Source organism: Ructibacterium sp. SJQ-7, from assembly GCF_054696575.1.
Window position 1 is genome coordinate 662,603 of record NZ_CP195193.1, and the last position, 18,653, is coordinate 681,255.

Below are 18,653 nucleotides of genomic sequence, written 5' to 3' on the forward strand. Positions count from 1 at the left end.
CCACAAAGGAGAGTGGTTTTTATCTATCGTCAAGAAATTTTAAAAGACATCAGTCTTTTCACTTCACAACCAAAAGCTAAATTTTACGATGAACTATTCATTAATTTAGATTTAAGCTGTATTCCGGCTCAAAACTCAAAATTCGGTCGTGCAAGTTATAGCAATCATTCTATGATTCGTGCCTTTATCGTTATGAAATGCGAAGGTTTCTCTCAAATTTCGGACTTACACGATTATCTGTCAAACAACTTAATTATTGCCCATTACTGTGGCTTCGACATTTCTCGTGAATTACCTTCTTATGCAAAATTCACACGCTTTATCCGTGAATTTGATAACGATATACTTCAAACTGTTATGCAATCACAGGTCTTGAAAGCTGCCGATTTATCTTTGATTGATTCATCTTTTATCGCTTTGGATGCTACTCCTGTTAAGGCTAATGTTTCAAACAACAATCCCAAGTCCTTTAAAAAGAATAAGTTCTCCAAAGCCTCTCATCCAAAGTCTGATAAAGATTGCAGGCTTGGTGTTCAAACTGCTTCAAATCAGCACAACGAAAAGAATTATGAATTCTATTGGGGTTACAAAAATCATATTCTTGTCGACTGCATATCGGGCTTACCCGTTTGTGAATTAACAACCGGTGCCAATGTTTCCGACAGTTCTGTAACACTCGAAATACTCAAAAGAGCAAATTCTTATCTTCCTATGTCTGAATGCTCATTTTTAGCTGATAAAGCCTATGATGTTAAGGCTATTTACAACACTGTGCATGACACATACAATGGCGATTGCTTTATTGCCTTAAACAAACGAAATACCAAAAGTCCTAAAAAGTTACCGTCAGGGAATATCATTTGCGAAGCAGGACTCGCAATGCATAAAGACGGCAAGTTTTCAGATAGCGGTCGAACACGTCAGAAATACTGCTGTCCGTTGAAACGCTCTAAAAATGGCAACTGCCCTTGTAATCACAAATGTTGGAATAATGGCAAGAAAAATCGTGGTTGTACTAAATACATAACTCTTCCCGATGATTACAGGCTTTCTATTGACAGAAGCTCAATAGCCTTTAAATCCGTTTATGCTCTCAGAACCGAAGCCGAAAGATACAATTCACGATTTAAGCAAGCAGGCTGTGAAAGAGTTTTTGTTCGTAATGGCAATTCTGTAAAAAATCTTAATAAAATTGCTCATATATCACTTTTATCGATTGCAATTGCCGCCGTTATTACTAAGAAAGACGTTTCTTATCGCAGCGTAAAAACTTTAAAACGACTTACCTGACAATGTTTAAAACCAAATATTTTTGTTCCTTGCCGTTAGGTTTGTTTGCTATGCACTTTTTTAACTATTATTCGCTTTTGTTGCTTCGCTTAGCTTTATTTATGATTTATTTACTTTTTATTTCTTGTGTTTTGCACCTCTCTAGAATTTTACTTTAATTTAAAACCTAATGTGACAATTTCTCTGGGCTTAACCCTTATGCTTACTATTTTATCATCAACGGCTTCCTCTTTCAATATTTCCTCACTCATTGCAAGCCTGTAAACTTTTTCCGTTTCTGTACTAAGTTCTACTTTGAAGTCTGCTGCATTATCAGAAGTGTTATATGCCCTCAAGACCATAAGCTCGCCATCCTCAGATTGTTTCAGAGCCGATACTGTTATAGCATCACCGCTTATATTAAGCAGTTTTCCGCTCTTATTCAGACTAATGTCTTTATATCTATCCTCTCTGAAGAATAATTCTGCAATATCTGTGTCCTGAACCTGAGGTCTGCCGCCTGTGAATTTCTTTTCCGAATAAGGCTGGAAATATCCGATAAGTCCGTTTTGGAAAATCTTGGTTCTTCGTACCAACTCGCTAACCTGCATATCCGCCTCGCCTTTTGCAAAAGTAAGACCAAGATGCAGAGTGTATTTTCCTATACATTGACTATCAATATTCTTCATTGTATTTCTCTGATGTCTGTCAGGTAAATTTGAAATCATTCCTACACTTCTTATAAGCGTTACAGCAATAGTACCTCTATCGTTTAAGAGATGCTCATATTCATACAGCCCCTCATTCATAATTCCAATTCCGCTGCCATTTTCTTCTATATGTATAAGTCCGCTATTGGGCTGCGTGCCATTTGAAACTTTCTTAAGTACCTCGCGTCTATCCCGCTCAATCGTGTCAAACGGAATAAGCGAGGTTGTATAATCAGTTGTCATACCTGTATCAAACAGTATACGAAGTCTATGGTCCTTTGCTTTATTATCCACCGCGCATTCAATGTCAATCCACGGCTTACCCTTTATGAGTGACAGCTTAATTTCAACAATGTTTTCTACCATTTCTTCACTTCTTGTGAGTGTCTCGATATCTAAATGCGTTGGTAGATTGAGCGTATACCTCAGAACACAGCTCTTTTCAATGTCCGTATCCTTTAGCACTGAGATTTTCGGTTTTATACCGTCTGTTACAATAGGCACATCATTTTCAACATCATAATGTATATATGAATTACCTTTTTCACCCATATCCTCAATTCTAATACAATTTACATAGGTGTTGTTCTGCTTTTTATCAGTTACAGAAATCTCGCCCATTTCATTTACTTCTACCATAAACAAATCATTTTCGAGCTTAATTTCCTTCGCTGCTACTTCTTGCTCATCCACTACTTTACATTTGCCATCTATCTTTTTGACAACATATGTACGATAACTCATTGGCTCAATCTCATCGACAGCCAGCTTGACAAGATAACTGTCGCAATCAATCTGACCCGGAAGATTTATCGGGCTTGTTGTTTTCATACAGTATGCGTCTTTTCTTATCACATCAAACACTGCTTCTCTGCCCTGCTCATCAATAACAGCAAAATTTTCAAAGTCTTCTTCCACAGGGAAATTAAATTCAACTGTTGCAGTGCCGCTGATTTTCATCTCCGAGGTGTTCCATACTGTAACAATATATTCATTTTCTTTCACACCCTCTCGTGTGATATGCGCTGTAAGAACTCCGAGAATATCATTTGTTAATTCATCAGCAGCTTCATTAAATCTTGCCGTTCTGTCCATCATATTAGAATGAACTGCATCAATGCTGCAGCCGCAAATGCTGTCATGCGGGTGATTTTCCATAAGCAACTTCCACAAATATTCAAGATAGTCTTTGGGATATATACCCTTAAAGCCCATCGCTTCTGCCATAACGTATAATGGCTCAACTACATTCTCTATCTTGTTCTGAGCCTTTACATTTGCAGTTTTTAAATACACCCGTGCAGATAATGTTCCTTTTAGAAGGTCATTATCATGTCCATATCTAAGCTCACCGATCACTTCTTCTATGTCAATATCATTTTCTTTGATATAATTTTCTGCTTTATCTGTAAACTCCTGCATGGTACACTGCTTAATTACACCTTTTTCAAGAGCCGCATTTGTAGGCGGCAGTACCTCAAGCAGATTCTCCTGCGCTTCAAGGTGGTCAACACCATTCATCAGCAGATAATACGGAATTCTGTCCGTCCCCTGATACATAGCTTCTATATGATCAATCAGCTTCAGATTTTTCGATACGTCTTCGGAAAATCTCTGCGCGTTGTTATACCACGTTGTAAAGCGTACTGTAAACACCTCAGAACCATCCTTGCCTCTCCAATAGAATTCCGGAGAAGTCATTATCCTCTCTAATTCGTCGTCATCGTTTATGTGATAGAAGCTGTAGCCTCTTCCAACAAGACAAGTCTTTATTCCGAACTGATTATATATTTGCGGAAGCTGGCTGATATTTCCGAACTGGTCAGGAATATATCCTGTAGTTCCGCAGCCGCCAAATTCATTTGCCATTTTGGTTCCGACGAGCAGATTTCTTACTGTAGCCTCACCGTCTGTCAGATAGAAATCGTTCTGTATATACCACGGACCTACTATAATTCTGCCTTCTTTTATGTATTTCTCCAAAAGAAATTTATTCTGCGGTTTTATTTTTAAATAATCTTCAAGCACTATCGTCTGCGCATCTAAATGAAAAACAAAATTCTCTTCTTTTTCCATTATATCCAACAGATTATCTATCAGCTTTACAAGACGAAACCTAAATTGTTCAAAAGTAAAATACCATTCTCTATCCCAATGCGTATGTGATATAACGCAATATTCCTTTTTCATAACAATCCTCCGATATTCGCATAAGTTTTATTTTATAAAACGAGCGGGACGGAAAACCCGTCCCTCTCATTCTATGCCGGTCATTAAAATTCACTGCAATTTATATTTTTCTGAGGTAAAAATCATCAACCCTTCACACTGCCGACCATGACACCCTTCAGGAAGTATTTTTGCAGGAACGGATACAGGCATAGTATTGGCAGCGTTGATACTATAATTGTAGCATATTTAATTGTTTCAGAAACCGAAAATTTATCGGCTGCCGCTACCCCCGATGTTAAATCGTCCGTTTGATTTTGAATAAGTAAATTCCTTAATACCAGCTGCAGCGGCCACTTTTCTTTTGCTTTCGGCAAAAACAGCATAGCATTAAACCACGAATTCCAGTTTGCAACCGCATAATAGAGAATTAAAACAGCAATCGTAGGAATTGTAAGCGGAATAAGAATTCTGAAAAGAACGACCAACGGATTAGCCCCGTCAATTTCCGCCGCTTCCTCAAGCGCCTTTGGAACCCCCGCCAATGCCGTACGCATTATCATCATGTTATATGTAGACAGGGCGGTTGGAAGAATAAGCGCCCAAAGGCTATCCAACATTCCAAGGTTCTTTACGAGCAAGTAAAACGGTATTAATCCTCCGCTGAAAAACATAGGAATAATTACTATCATCGAAATCATCTTGCCCCAATAAAGGTTCTTTCTCGAAAGAGTGTACGCTCCAAGTATAGTAAGCACCATACTTATCAGTACTCCTGCCACAACTACTATGATTGTGTTCATATAGCCGCTGAGAATCTGCCTATCCTGTATAACTATTTTATACGAGGACAAATTGAGCCCAAGCGGTTTGAACAGAAGTCCACTATGCTGCATCAGTTTCGACGCGTCCGATAGCGATGCAAACAATACATATAGTAACGGATACAGAGTTACAACCATTAGAACAAACATAAGTATAATATTAAATATATTAAACGCTTGTTCTGCTTTACTGCGTTTTATTTTCATTTCAAACACAACCCCTCTCCTTTACCATAAACCGTTTTCGGTCAGTCTATTGCTTATCTTGTTTGCCGTGATAATCAGTATAAAGTTGATTACCGAATTGAACAAGCCGACTGCCGCACTGTAGCTCCAGTCGCTCTGAACAATACCTCGTCTGTATACAAATGACGATATTACATCAGCCGTATCATATATACCCTCATTATACAGCAGAATAATCTTTTCATATCCGACATTTAACAGACCGCCTATTCTCAGTATGAGCATAACGACTATTGTCGGAATAATGCTTGGAAGAGTTATTGCAAACACCTGCCGTAGCTTTCCTGCGCCATCTATGGCGGAAGCTTCGTAAAGTTCCTGGTCAACTCCCGCAAGAGCAGCTATGTATATGATAGCGCTCCAGCCCATTTCCTGCCACGTTCCTGAAAGTATGTATATAGGAACAAACGCTCCCGGTTTATTCAGAAGGTTGCTATAATCTCCCGTAAGCGCTCCGACAATCTTTGTTATTATGCCGGTATCCATCGTAAATGTCTTAATCATACCACATATAACCATCAATGATATAAAGTGCGGCAGACTTGTAACAGTCTGAACCAGCTTACCATACTTTTTGCTTCTAAGTTCATTCACCAAAAGTGCAAATATGATAGGTATCGGAAAGTTTACAACAAGTGAAGTTACGCTGATAACCAAAGTATTTTTCAGCAGACGCAGGAAATAGTAATCTGTAACAAATTCCTTTATCCACTTTAATCCTACCCATTTACTTCCCAATATTCCCAGGGACGGCGAATAATCCTTAAATGCGATTATAGCGCCATACATCGGAGCGTAGCAAAATACAATATACCATACAAGTACAGGTATAAACATAAAATACGCCCATTTATTTCTGTGAAAATCCGCTCTTATAACTCCGCGGTTGCTTACTTTTAAAGTGTTTGCCTTATTTTTTCTTAATCGCATTTCCGAAGCCCCCTCGCAAAAATTTATCTGCTCAAAAATCTTTCGTATGCAGCCTGTTCAATTTCTATAGCTCTTTCAATACCCATATTTTTAAGCTCATCTATATAACTGTCCCAAGTATCAATACTTTCCGTCCCCTGAATATACTTAACAAACTTTTCGCCCTTAAGCGTATTAGCATTAGTCATTATTCTTGTATATTCATCAGATTCTTCCTGTGTAAGTGCCATAACAGCCGGAAGCGAATATTTTTCATCATCTGTATCTCTCCAGTTGTCAACGGCAGCGCTCTGCTGAGGAAGACCAAGGAACTGCTCCGTATATCTTACGCTCTGAGCAAACGGACCGCCTGTGGCTCTTGTTTCAAGAGCAAGCATTTCAGACATTGTTTTTCCGTCAGGATTGTTTGTTACATAATCAGTATAAGTCGGCTTGCCGTCAACCATTGTGTAGTCAACACCCTCTTTACCGAAGTTGAACAGATTTCTTCCTTCATCGCTGTAAGCATAATCAAGAAGCTTCAGTGCACTGTCAATTCTCTCTTCAGGGCATGATGTTGTTATTGAAGCACCTGAACCATCAAATGCAGATGCTTTCGTACCGAATCTCGGTCTGTCGCCCTTGTTAAGCACAGGGAATTTCGCGCCTACAAGGTCATATGTGGGATCGTCTGACATTGCGCCAAGCCATTTACCCATTCCTCCGCCTGCCGAGAATACTGCTGCGCCTGATTTTCCCGACGTCATTTGAGAATTAAGCATATTTCCGTCAATCTGAGCAAATCCATTATCCAAAAGACCCTTCTTATACCAATCATTCATTTTTATAAGAAACTCTTTATATCCGTCCTGCATAGGTCCATATACTACCTTGCCGCTATCGTCAAGGATAAATCCATTTTTAACGCCGTATGCGCCCATAAATGCACCCACATCCCAGAAGTTAGAGAGAATTGTCAGCGGTGCAGTCGCACCTTTCTTTTCCTTGAACTGAGCAAGAACATTTTCCCACTCGTCAATAGTTTCCGGGACTTCAAGTCCAAGTTCATCCAGCCAATCCTTACGGAGAATAGGTCCGTTAAACATACGCGATTTATCATCCTCGCGGATGAACGGGATTGTATAATACTCGCCCGAATCAGTTTTTAAAAGTTTGTCAATCTCAGGATGCTCTTCAAGGTATTTTACAAAGTTCGGCAGCTTACCCTCATCCATATACTGATTTAGAGGTACTATGACTTTCTGGTCAATCGCTCCCTGAGCGCCGCCTTTAAATCCTGCCCAGTTTGATTCCATAATGTCAGGATACTCATTAGAAGCAATCAATATATTGAACTGCTCTGTTCTCTGTCCCCCATCGCTTGAGGCAATCGTGAAATCCACATCTATACCTGTAGCCTCATGAAGATATTGAACAAACGGAATACTTTCTGCATCGCTGCTTCCGTCACCCATCGGAATACCTGCCCAATATGTAACAACATTTGAAACCTCTTTACTATTACTGCAGCCGCTCAAGGCACCGACAAGCGAGGCACCTGCCACAGCAACGCACAAAGCCTTTTTAATTTTACTATTCATGTTCTTACTCCTCCTCTTTTTAAATGTTTTAACTCTTTCCCATATCAAACAGCTGTTTTATTGTTTGATATATCATTTAAGTTTATTTTAGCATATTTAATATAGAATGTCAATATATTTTATAAAAAAATATCCATTATTTTCGAAGAAATATACAAAAAGCAGCCATTGTTTGATATATCATTTATGCTATATCAAACAATGGCTGTCTTTAAACATATACGTTTTCTTTCAGGACGCTATCCGAAACACCTTCAATAAGCTTCATCGGAACTACAACTCTCAGGCACTGTCCTTTTCTTTCCTGCAACTCTTTAAGAATCACTTCTCCCGCTTTTTTACCTATTTCATAGAAGTTCTGTTCTACCGTAGTTATCCTTTCGCCAACATCAATAGGAGTAAAAGCGTTTACATGATCAAACCCCATAATTAGCATATCGTCTGGGACTGATATTCCAAGTTCATCACAGCAATGAATAATATCTCTCGCAACCCAGTCATTCTGGCATATAATCGCGGTTGTTCCGGACTTATAAAGCTTTTTTACCGCATGCCTTAAATATTCGCCGTCGTTTTTCATACCTTCGCAGTAAAAATCTTTTCTTCGGTCTCCTATCAGCACATCGTCAAGGTTAACCTCTTTGCCGTGGTCATTCATGGACATAGCATATCCCATATATCGTTCACGCAGCGAGCAAACTCCTGAAAAATCAGTCACGCTGAAAAATCCTATTCTGTCATGCCCAGCTTCTATGGCATAATTGCATAGTTCCCGTGCGCCGTTATAATTGTCAGGCACAACATAGCTTATGGGCATATTTTCTATATATTTATCAATAAGTACAAGTGGTATGTTTTTCGTCAGAAACTGATTAAATATTTCGAGATTTTTATTATCATTTTTAGGATAACAGATAACCCCATCTATGTCATTGTCCAAAAGTTCCCTAAGTACGGTTGCCTCAGTCTCGTTTTTCCCGTTTGTATTATAAACACGTACAAAACAGTTTTCACTGTTGAGCAAATCATTTATTCCGTTAAAACACTCCATCATTCCGCCTCTTTTTACATCAAACGGAAGCACAAGCGCGATAAGTAACAGTTCTTTATTTCGTTTAATAAACACAGTTTCTTTCTCGTTAGTATCATTCTGCACACCGTCAAGTATTTCTATGCCATTCTCCGTAACAAAACTTCCGCTGCCGCGTTTTCTATATATAACTCCTATCTTCTCAAGCTCATCAAGTGCTCTGATTGCGGTAATACGGCTGACATTGTATTCCTTTGTTATTTTTTCTTCTGTCACAAAGGGAACATCATATTCAAAATCACCTGTTCTTATTCGTTCCTTTAACTCGTCTATAATTTTTGAATATAAAGGTATTTTTTTCATATATTGGTCCCACCTCACACTGTAATAAAATTTTCTACGGTTTTTGCAGATTTTCAACATTTGATATATAAATTATATCAATATAATATATCAAAGTCAAGTGTTTTTTCGTTTTTTTCTTGTATTTGTGTTGTATTTATTATATTTTCTTAACAAAAAAAGATATGTGAAAAGTTCAATCTCACATATCCTTGAATTATCCAATATTTATTCTGTTAATAATCCCGTGTAATCAATTTTACCGGTACAACATCTCTTATACCCTTTTCTTCCCCACGGATTTCTTTAAGTATTGTTTCTCCTGCCCTCACACCTATCTCATAAAAGTCCTGTTCAACGGTTATTATTTTATCTCCGCCATGCATATTATTGAGTTCGTCCATATTGTCAAATCCCATAATACACATATCATCAGGAACTGATATTCCAAGTTCTTCGCAAACAGAATACAGCTCAACGGCAACCCAGTCATTCTGGCATAAAATACAGGTAACTCCTTCTGCGCGCATTTGTCCTATAATCTCAGCGATATACGCTCTCAGACTGTCATACCGAGCCGCCTCTGTTTCATTAAGCATATTATACTTATCGTCAAGATCAACACATACATAATCAAGATTTACCTCAATATTATTCTCAGCAAGAGCAGATGTATAGCCCATATATCTGTCGCGTATCGACAACGACTCATTTATTCTTCGTTTGCTGAAAAAGCCTATTTTTTTATGCCCTTTACTTATAGCGTACTCACACAGCATCTTTGTTCCCCCGAAGTTATCCGATGCAACATAACTCACAGGCATATTTTCAATATAATTATCAATAATAACAAGCGGAATTTTTTTTGCAAGAAACTGGTTATATACCTCAAAGTTCTTTGTGCCGTTTACAGGATAACATATAACTCCGTCTATACCTTGATTTAAAAGAGAGCGCAAAATACTCGCCTCAGTTTCAACATCCCGGTTTGCATTATATATACTGGCAAAACAATTCTCTTTATTTAACACACTGTTAATACCATCAAAACATTTAAACATATTTCCCAGCTTTATGTCAAATGGCAGCACTAATGCTACAAGTAATACTTCTCTGTCTTTATTTTCCGAATTTGTCCTGATATCAGACACACTTCTGCCTTCTATAATATCAACCGCTTCACGCGAAACAAAGCTTCCGCTGCCTCTTTTTCTGTTAATTATACCTGCCTTTTCAAGCTCTTCCAATGCGCGTATAGCAGTAATACGGCTTACACCGAATTCCTTTGTTATCCTGTCCTCAGTCACAAACGGAACATCATATTCAAAATCTCCAGACTTAATCCGTTCCCTTAATTTATCTATAACCTGCATATATAGCGGCTTCTTATCTGACATTTGTATTTTCCTCCAAAATAATATATCTTAAACTGTGTTCTTTCTTATTTTAATATATCACTTTTGAGACAATTTGTCAAATAGCTATTGTACGAAATATATCATTTATAAAAAGATATATTTTTCTTTTTCTCCCGCTTTAAGAAAAATCTTTTTAAATCCGCAGAGATTTTTATGAGGAATGTATTCATATCTTAGCACGCTGTATGCGGTATCAATATATCCTTTATTTTCAATTTCAACAGTTTTATCATCAATCCAATTTTCAGTTATATTTGAGTATGTAAGTCCATAACCAAATTCATAAACAGGTTTTCCCTTAAAGAACTTATATGTTCTGTTTTCCATTGAATAATCCTCAAATGGCGGCAAATCATCAATCGACTCATAAAAAGTCACCGGTAAACGCCCGCTTGGACTAACATTACCAAATAATATGTCCGCCACTGCCTCTCCTCCCATAGCGCCCGAATAGAACACCTGCAATACTGCATTGCACTCTTTATCCTGACGCGACAAATTAGTACAGCTTCCCGTTACATTAAAGAATACAGTCGGTTTCCCTTGTGCAATAACTGCATCATAAAGCCTCATTTGACACGGAGGCAGTTCTAAATCACGCTTGTCGCCGCTGTAATCGGCATTATACGCATCTCCAGCCTCTCCTTCAAGCAAAGTATTAAGCCCCATACAAAGGATTACCACATCTGCATTCCTTGCTGCTATAATTGCCTCCTCAAACGGAATATGCGGTGAGTTTGAGTTTGATATATCACAGCCTTTTGCATATGTAATATGCCCGCTTGCTTTATCTTGTATTCCTTTGAGTATGGTTGAATACCTCGATGGTGTTCCGTTATAATTGCCAAGAAGCACAGAAACGTCATCTGCATTAGGTCCTATTACCGCAATGTGTTCTGTTCCTTTAAGCGGAAGTATTCCGTCATTTTTAAGAAGAACAACGCTTTCCTGCGCCATCTTAAGATTTGTTTCCATATGCTCCTTACATTCTATGACATCAAGCGGAATGTCGTTGTACTCACAGTCATCATCAAACATTCCCAGTCTATACCTTGCTTCAAACAGCTTTTCCACCGCTTTTGTTATGGTTTCCTCGCTCACAAGTCCTCTTGCTATGGCGGCTATCAAATAAGCATATTCAGCTCCGCAGTTCATTATACAGCCATTGTTTACAGCAAGCGCAGCACTCTCAGCTGCATCTTCTGTAACTCTGTGATGTGTATGAAAATCACAAACAGCTCCGCAATCTGATACAATATATCCGTCAAACCCCCACTCATCACAGAGAATATCCTGAAGCAATGTTTTACTGCCGCAGCAAGGCTCACCGTTTAGTCGGTTGTATGCGCCCATAACTGCCGCAGGCTCTGCGTTATCAATACAATATTTAAACGCCCACAGATAAGTTTCACGCAAATCCTTTTCGCTGACAACAGAATTAAAACTGTGTCTTATTCCCTCAGGTCCACTGTGAACAGCGAAGTGCTTCAATGTCGCATCTGTTTTTCTGTACTTGCCATCACCTTGCATTCCTTTTACAAATGCCGTACCAAGCACTCCTGCAAGATACGGGTCTTCCCCGTAGGTTTCATGACCCCTGCCCCAACGCGGATCTCTGAAAATATTTATGTTCGGCGCCCAGCAGGTAAGTCCCTGATATATTTTTGTTGATCCAAATGATTTGTATCCGTTATATTTGGCACGCACCTCATTTGAAATATCCTCAGCCACCTTATACATCAAATCTTCATTGAATGATGCTGCCATTGCAATTGCCTGTGGAAAAACAGTCGCAGTTCCACTGCGCGCAACGCCATACAAAGCCTCATTCCACCAATTATATGCCGGAATTCCAAGACGTTCTATTGCCGGCGCGTCATGCTGCATTTGTGCTATTTTTTCAGCCAATGTCATTTTTGACACAAGCTCTTTTGCCCGTTCCTTAAAATCCTCCATTATATTTACCTCCCTGAACAGAGTTCTCATAATTCCACTGTTTTCAATTTTTTATAAATACAGTTTATCATATGTTTTTATAACATTCAATACTTTTTTCTTGACTTTGTTATGTTTTTAGTATAGAATTAAATTGTCAATTGTTATACTTATTATATGTATTCGAATATAATACAAACTCTTTTTGCTGGAGGTTTTCAATATGAATTTATCATCAAAATTGCTTCGCATATGCACTGGTGTTCAGGCTGCTGCCATAATTGCCATTTCAATGCCTGTTTCAACATCCTATGCCGCCGCACCTGATCCGAATTGGCATGTAGTAAAAACACAATACAAAACAGACGATTATGTTATAGCCGGATATGAAGCCAAGGATTTTGGAATTTCCGCTAACGGCAGAACTGATGTAACTGAAAAAATCCAGACCGCTCTTGACGAATTATACAAAATCGGAGGCGGCACGTTATTTTTACCTGCAGGACGCTATGTTGTAAAGGGAACACTGAAAATACCTCAGGGAGTAATTCTTGCCGGCGACTGGCAAAGTCCTGACGAAAACAACGGAAAGGCTGCCGGAACAATACTTATGGCATACTCAGGACGCGGAGAAAATGATATAAATGACAATTACGACAGTGAGACTGAAAATATGCCGTTTATAACACTCGAACCAAACGCATCCATCAAGGGAATAAATATATGGTATCCCGAACAGGCACCTGACAATATTGTCCCCTACCCGACGACTATTCGTATGTACGACCCTAAAACATGGGGCGCGGACAGCACGAGAATAAGCAATGTTACATTTGTGAACTCATACAACGCTATTCGTCAGGGACCCTATTCAAGCGGTTGTCCCAATATTGAAAATGTATACATATCGCCCTTGCACACCGCAGTTGATATTGACGGTCTTGCTGATGTTGGTCGTTTCACTAATATTCATATCTCGCCCGATTATTGGATTAACTCCGAACTTGATAACGCCAAAGAGTGTGAAAATTCTCTGCGAACGTATACAAAGGAAAACGCAACCGGTATCAAGCTCGGGCGAATAGACTGGTCATATCTGTCTTTTTCTGAAATTGAAGGCTGTAAGCATGGTATGGAGTTTACACTTTCTCACAGCGTTCTAAGCTACAAAGACGGAGATCTTAACGGTACTATGAACGCATGGTCGTATCCTAACGGACAGATATACAATGCAGATATATCCGGCTGTGAAGTAGGATTATTCTCAGAAGGAACCTCCGGCGCGGGTATGCTCGTTGCTGAAATGAATATATATGACTGTGACACAGGAATTGAAGCTGTAAACGGCATCGAATCAGGCAACGGCAATCTTGAAATAGCAAACTCTGTTATAAGCGGCAGCAATTATGCAATCAACTATAACGCTCTTTCGAGAATGTGTATAGGAAATTCAAAGATTGACGGAAACATAGATATTCAAAGCAGCAATGTTTCTATCGCAGGCGCGGAATTTAAGAACTGCCCTTCTATTACGCTGAAAAACAACACTGATACAGTTCTTGATAAAAATGGAAATCCCGTTATAAAAACAGGACAGCTGATTATTTCTTCATCAGATAATCTTCCTGCCATAGATAATCAAAACAGCAGTCAGGTTATACATAATACATTGCAATATATGCCTCCAAATGTAAGCAGCATTACAGAAGAGCCCAACCTTGTCACAAAACCGTATAAGCCTGATATATTCGTTGTAACCAATGCGCCGTATAACGCGCCGCACAACGAGGTTGACTTTCAAAAATTCAACTCTCCATGTGAACAGGACGCATCAGCGGCAATACAACAGGCTCTTGATGACGCCGAAGCAAACGGCGGAGGTATTGTATTCTGTCCACCCGGCAGATATACATTAAAGTCACCCCTTTCAGTTGCAGCCGGTGTTGAACTCAGAGGCGCAATAGACCATACGCGCTTACCGATAAAGCTCGGAACTATATTTGATACCGTTGTTCCCGAAAATGAATTTTTAAATACCTCCTTCACGGAACTTAACACAAAAACCGTTGACGGAATTGATAATGTCTTAAGCGGCAACAGTATTTTTGGAGAAGTGCCCTCTCCCATTGTAAACGAAGACGGTACAGCTGCACGTTCTGTAACAGTCACACCCTACGGCTTACGATTGTATTCAGCTGCAGCCGCAGAACAGGCTCACGCATTTGACCATTCAACTCAGCTTGAATGCGGGAAAAGCGACAGTAAATATATCATTGAGGCTGTTGTGTCTCCAAAATCCATTAAAGAGAACGGCGAATTTTTTATAACACTTTCAAGACATGATGCAGGAACAAATAAAAATGCGGATGCTTTTCGTATAGCCAATTTCAAGGCTAACGGTAATATCCTTGAGCTACTAGGCGGCGTAAAAACTGAATTTTTGAATGATGAAATGTATTCTTTCCGATGGGAACTTGACCTTACAGATATAAACAATAAAACAATCACAACCACCGTAATAGCCACAAAGGGCAACCAAAAGGGCGAGATATTCAAGTCTGCCGCTAAATTTCCGGATGCCTATCAAGGAAATGTCGATAATGTAGGCCACATACTTCTGCAAGCCTCTAAAGTTTCAGGCGAGAGCAGCGGTGAATCAGAAGTATATGTTCATGGCGCAAGCGTACAAAGGGACAATGAGCTAAATGAACCTGCATGGGTTATGCTCAGAGGCGGCAGCGGTATAAATGGTATTACATTTAACTGTATAGGTCAGAAATATCTTCCCTCACCCAATCCCTCTCCCTATATGATTCGGGGACAAGGCAATAATATATATGTTAAAAACATCGCTCTTCGCAATGTGTATGACGGCATAGATTTCAAGACCTATTCCTGCAATAACCATTATATAAACGGGGTTGCGGGCATTGCGTGGCACAGTGAAATAGATATTGCCAATTCCGATAACGGCGTTATTGCAAATACTCAATTTAACTGGGGTTCTCTGCTGTACGGTTCGCAAAACAAGCTCGGCTGCTGGGAAGACTCACCTATTAACAGCTATACAGACGCAAACGGCAGCAATATAGACCCGCGCAGCTCAGTAAATGAACCGTATATGGAAAAATATATGTCAATGAACCTTGATTGTGTCACGGTTGACAATTGTAAAAACATACTGCTTTACAATAATTTCAGCATTTTCGGTTCAAGCTCACTCACCTTGAAAGGTGATACAAAGGGACTTTGTATAGGTCAGGGCGCCGACGGCTCTCGTTTTGGACTGAGAGTTGCAGACAATGCCAATGTGGATTTTGTCAATACGCAGATAGTAAGCTTTTATTATACTGATTCATCACATATAACCGCAGACGAAGGATACGGCGGAAGATGTGATTTTCTTAATACCAGCGCATGGTCAACACCATCAGCTAACATACGCTCGAACGGCGGAGAAATATATATGTATAACTCCACCTTTAACGGTGTAAGCAGAACTGCTTTTGCGGATTTGAGCAATGACGCATATGTCTTTTTGCAAACCGGATGGATAAACAACGCCAACGCAAACACTGTGCAGCCTGTAATCGGTGAGAATAATATTTCCTTTAGGGATTTGTTTTTTAACAGAAACTATAACAGCCTGCCAGAAACAACAAAACAGCCATCAGACAAACCAAATTCCGAGCCGAGAGCACCGCTCAATCCAAGACCCGGTACATATTATCCGCTAAACTCCAAACCGACATATATCGCCGAGCTTAACGAAACAACAGAATTTAATCGCATACAGCTTGTGTGGGAGGAGGAACAAAGCGATGATGTTCGTGTCAATGTAAACGGAATCATTTTAGAAGGAACTGTAAACGGAAAGACACTCAACCTTTTAAACGGAGCGGCTGAGGCGTCGGAAAATAATTCTAATTCGGAGGTGTTTAATCTTTACAATCTCACAGCGGATCATATTGAAATTACGGCAGAAAACAAGCCGATTGTAAAGCTATACAAGGATGAAAACTTGCAATATAAAATCACTGCAACAGGCTCAGAGCTTTTAAGCAGCCCTGAATATATGTTTGACGGAAATAAAGCAAGCGACAGCAATTTCTCAATGTTCTGGCATGTTGACCCAAAAGCAACGCCTTCTTCAAGCTTTGTTTCGGCATCTTTTGATAAGGAATACAGTATTTCTCAGCTTGCGCTGTACGCATGGGGACCTAACGGCTGGTATCCTAAAGGCTTTGATATATCCACTCATTCGTTCACTGCGCAAAGTCCTGCGGAAATAGGCTATCCGCGCAGTCTGCCTTATGTGCTGTCATCAACGCTTGATATAACAGCAGATGAATTTACAATCACTTTCCCCGAAGGCGGCTACAGCGATATAAACAATCCTGACACAAAAGAGGATGGCTCGGTTCAGTACAAATATGGTTTCCGTTTGTTTGAACTTGAACTGTATGGATCAGTAGATTCTGTATGGTCAGGAGATGTATCCGTTATCCCGTCTGAAAAGCCTGTAACAATTCCTGAGGTCACTAATACTCCAGAGCCTACAAATACTCCAGAGTCCACAAGTATACCTGAACCTACAAATACTCCGGATATCCCGCATACAACAGATACTCCTGCTCCTGATAAAGATTTTTTAGCTTTAACTGCGACAGAGTCGGATAGCGGACTTACATTTACCGCAACAGCAATGCTTGCACAGCCTTTTACCAATCCATATACAGCAATACTTGCACTGTATGATAATTCGGGTGTCCTTATAAGCGTGCGAATGCATTCGGTTAAAGAATCCCCTGAAGAAAACACTTTAATATTCGAAAACATTACTGTTCCCAACATAGAATATTACAAAGTCGCATTATTCAGATGGAATGATATAGATGGGGAATTCGGAATGATGCCCGTTGCTGAACCTATATTTTCCGCTTATACATCGACTAAGACCCAATAATCATAAACTGACTTTGGGAGACTCGACGCTATTGCTCGGGTCTCTTTTTTTCATTTCTGCTGTATTTTTAACTGACAAATTCATTTAATTGTATTCATTATAACCAAATACGCTTATTTGTCATATTTTTCTCAAAAAAAGATTGATTTTGATATATTAAAGTGTTATAATTGTTATATCATTATTAATTAAATTGATATATCTTTAATCAGAAAGGAATTAAGATTTTATGACAAAATTATCGCCCATAAAACTAACACCCGCCTACAAAGACTATATTTGGGGCGGAACAAAGCTTAAAACAATGTATAACAAACATTCCGCCCTTGATATTGTCGCTGAAAGCTGGGAACTTTCAGCGCACAAGGATGGTGAAAGCATAGTTGCAGACGGTCCATATAGCGGCCTTACGCTAACACAATACCTTAACGCAATAGGAAACAGCGCACTTGGCACAAATGCTAAAAACTTTGATTACTTTCCTATCCTAATAAAACTCATAGACGCCCGCAGTGCTCTTTCCGTGCAAGTACACCCTGATGACAGCTATGCGCTTGAGCATGAAGGCGAGTACGGGAAAACAGAAATGTGGTACATACTCGACTGTGAAGAAAATGCATCGCTGTATTATGGCTTTAAAAAGGACGTAACAAAAGAAGAATACAAGAACGCGATTGAGAATAACACACTTACGGATATATTAAACAAGATTCCCGTACACAAGGGCGATGTATTTTTCATTCCTGCTGGAACAGTACACGCAATAGGCGCCGGAATACTGATATGTGAAATACAGCAGAATTCCAATACTACCTACCGTGTATATGACTATAACCGACGTGATAAAAAAGGAAATACGCGCCCGCTTCATGTTGAAAAGGCAATCGCCGTATCTAATCTATCTAAGGCTCCCGAAATTCAGCAAGAGTCCGATGAAAGCAATGCAATACTTGCTCAATGCGAATATTTTACAGTCCGCGAGATAACCGTAGCTGATACTGCGTCAATAGACCTTGATACAACCAGTTTCCGTTCCCTGATAGTAACCGAGGGCAGCGCAAAGCTTGAAATAAACCACGAAACGCTTTCACTTGAAAAAGGCAACAGCATTTTCGTTCCCGCGCAGTCAGGCAGATTGAATATTTACGGAAACTGCACTCTGATTATGTCGCAGGTATAATATATCTTAGTATACTTATGCGGCAACTAACTGATGAATTAATATTTTACAAGG

At 39.4% G+C, this 18,653-nt stretch carries 10 protein-coding genes; 3 read left to right on the forward strand and 7 right to left on the reverse strand.

The window, feature by feature from the left end; all coding sequences use genetic code 11:
• Positions 1-12 precede the first annotated feature (12 nt).
• Positions 13-1,290, forward strand: coding sequence for a transposase (locus ACSAMO_RS02945; RefSeq protein ID WP_499209817.1), 1,278 nt, complete (start codon positions 13-15; stop codon positions 1,288-1,290).
• Positions 1,291-1,439: 149 nt separating this feature from the next.
• Here ACSAMO_RS02945 and ACSAMO_RS02950 read toward each other — a convergent pair whose 3' ends face one another.
• The 7 genes from ACSAMO_RS02950 to ACSAMO_RS02980 all read right to left on the reverse strand — a co-directional run bounded on the left by ACSAMO_RS02950 (position 1,440) and on the right by ACSAMO_RS02980 (position 12,474).
• On the reverse strand, positions 1,440-4,169 hold the full coding sequence (locus tag ACSAMO_RS02950) for an alpha-mannosidase (protein WP_117968533.1): 2,730 nt from the start codon (positions 4,167-4,169) through the stop codon (positions 1,440-1,442).
• A gap of 125 nt (positions 4,170-4,294) precedes the next feature.
• Complete coding sequence (locus ACSAMO_RS02955) at positions 4,295-5,179, reverse strand: carbohydrate ABC transporter permease (RefSeq protein WP_117968534.1); 885 nt, start codon at positions 5,177-5,179, stop codon at positions 4,295-4,297.
• A gap of 21 nt (positions 5,180-5,200) precedes the next feature.
• Entirely contained in the window at positions 5,201-6,148 is a 948-nt protein-coding gene (locus ACSAMO_RS02960; protein WP_117968535.1) for an ABC transporter permease, read from the reverse strand.
• A 23-nt stretch (positions 6,149-6,171) separates the two neighbouring features.
• Positions 6,172-7,728 carry a type 2 periplasmic-binding domain-containing protein gene (locus ACSAMO_RS02965; RefSeq protein WP_117968536.1) on the reverse strand — a complete coding sequence of 519 codons (1,557 nt, stop codon included), beginning with the start codon at positions 7,726-7,728 and terminating at the stop codon, positions 6,172-6,174.
• 211 nt (positions 7,729-7,939) lie between these two features.
• Positions 7,940-9,121, reverse strand: a complete 1,182-nt coding sequence (locus ACSAMO_RS02970) for a substrate-binding domain-containing protein (protein ID WP_499209818.1) — start codon at positions 9,119-9,121, stop codon at positions 7,940-7,942.
• A 215-nt stretch (positions 9,122-9,336) separates the two neighbouring features.
• Entirely contained in the window at positions 9,337-10,497 is a 1,161-nt protein-coding gene (locus tag ACSAMO_RS02975; protein WP_117968538.1) for a LacI family DNA-binding transcriptional regulator, read from the reverse strand.
• A 105-nt stretch (positions 10,498-10,602) separates the two neighbouring features.
• Entirely contained in the window at positions 10,603-12,474 is a 1,872-nt protein-coding gene (locus tag ACSAMO_RS02980; RefSeq protein ID WP_499209819.1) for a glycoside hydrolase family 3 C-terminal domain-containing protein, read from the reverse strand.
• A 202-nt stretch (positions 12,475-12,676) separates the two neighbouring features.
• On the opposite strand from ACSAMO_RS02980, the gene ACSAMO_RS02985 reads away from it, so the two are divergent.
• Both ACSAMO_RS02985 and manA read left to right on the forward strand, forming a co-directional pair.
• Positions 12,677-17,419 (forward strand): glycosyl hydrolase family 28-related protein, encoded by a 4,743-nt coding sequence (locus ACSAMO_RS02985; protein WP_499209820.1) that lies wholly within the window; start codon positions 12,677-12,679, stop codon positions 17,417-17,419.
• Between the two features lie 229 nt (positions 17,420-17,648).
• A complete protein-coding gene (manA, locus tag ACSAMO_RS02990) occupies positions 17,649-18,599 on the forward strand; it encodes a mannose-6-phosphate isomerase, class I (protein WP_117968542.1) in 951 nt (316 codons plus the stop codon).
• The last annotated feature ends 54 nt before the right edge of the window (positions 18,600-18,653 follow it).

Coding starts and splice junctions, on each gene's coding strand:
- ACSAMO_RS02970 (WP_499209818.1), bottom strand. CDS start 9,121: ATGAAAAAAATACCTTTATATTCAAAAATTATAGACGAGTTAAAGGAA.
- ACSAMO_RS02955 (WP_117968534.1), bottom strand. CDS start 5,179: ATGAAAATAAAACGCAGTAAAGCAGAACAAGCGTTTAATATATTTAAT.
- manA (WP_117968542.1), top strand. CDS start 17,649: ATGACAAAATTATCGCCCATAAAACTAACACCCGCCTACAAAGACTAT.
- ACSAMO_RS02965 (WP_117968536.1), bottom strand. CDS start 7,728: ATGAATAGTAAAATTAAAAAGGCTTTGTGCGTTGCTGTGGCAGGTGCC.
- ACSAMO_RS02980 (WP_499209819.1), bottom strand. CDS start 12,474: ATGGAGGATTTTAAGGAACGGGCAAAAGAGCTTGTGTCAAAAATGACA.
- ACSAMO_RS02975 (WP_117968538.1), bottom strand. CDS start 10,497: ATGTCAGATAAGAAGCCGCTATATATGCAGGTTATAGATAAATTAAGG.
- ACSAMO_RS02985 (WP_499209820.1), top strand. CDS start 12,677: ATGAATTTATCATCAAAATTGCTTCGCATATGCACTGGTGTTCAGGCT.
- ACSAMO_RS02960 (WP_117968535.1), bottom strand. CDS start 6,148: ATGCGATTAAGAAAAAATAAGGCAAACACTTTAAAAGTAAGCAACCGC.
- ACSAMO_RS02950 (WP_117968533.1), bottom strand. CDS start 4,169: ATGAAAAAGGAATATTGCGTTATATCACATACGCATTGGGATAGAGAA.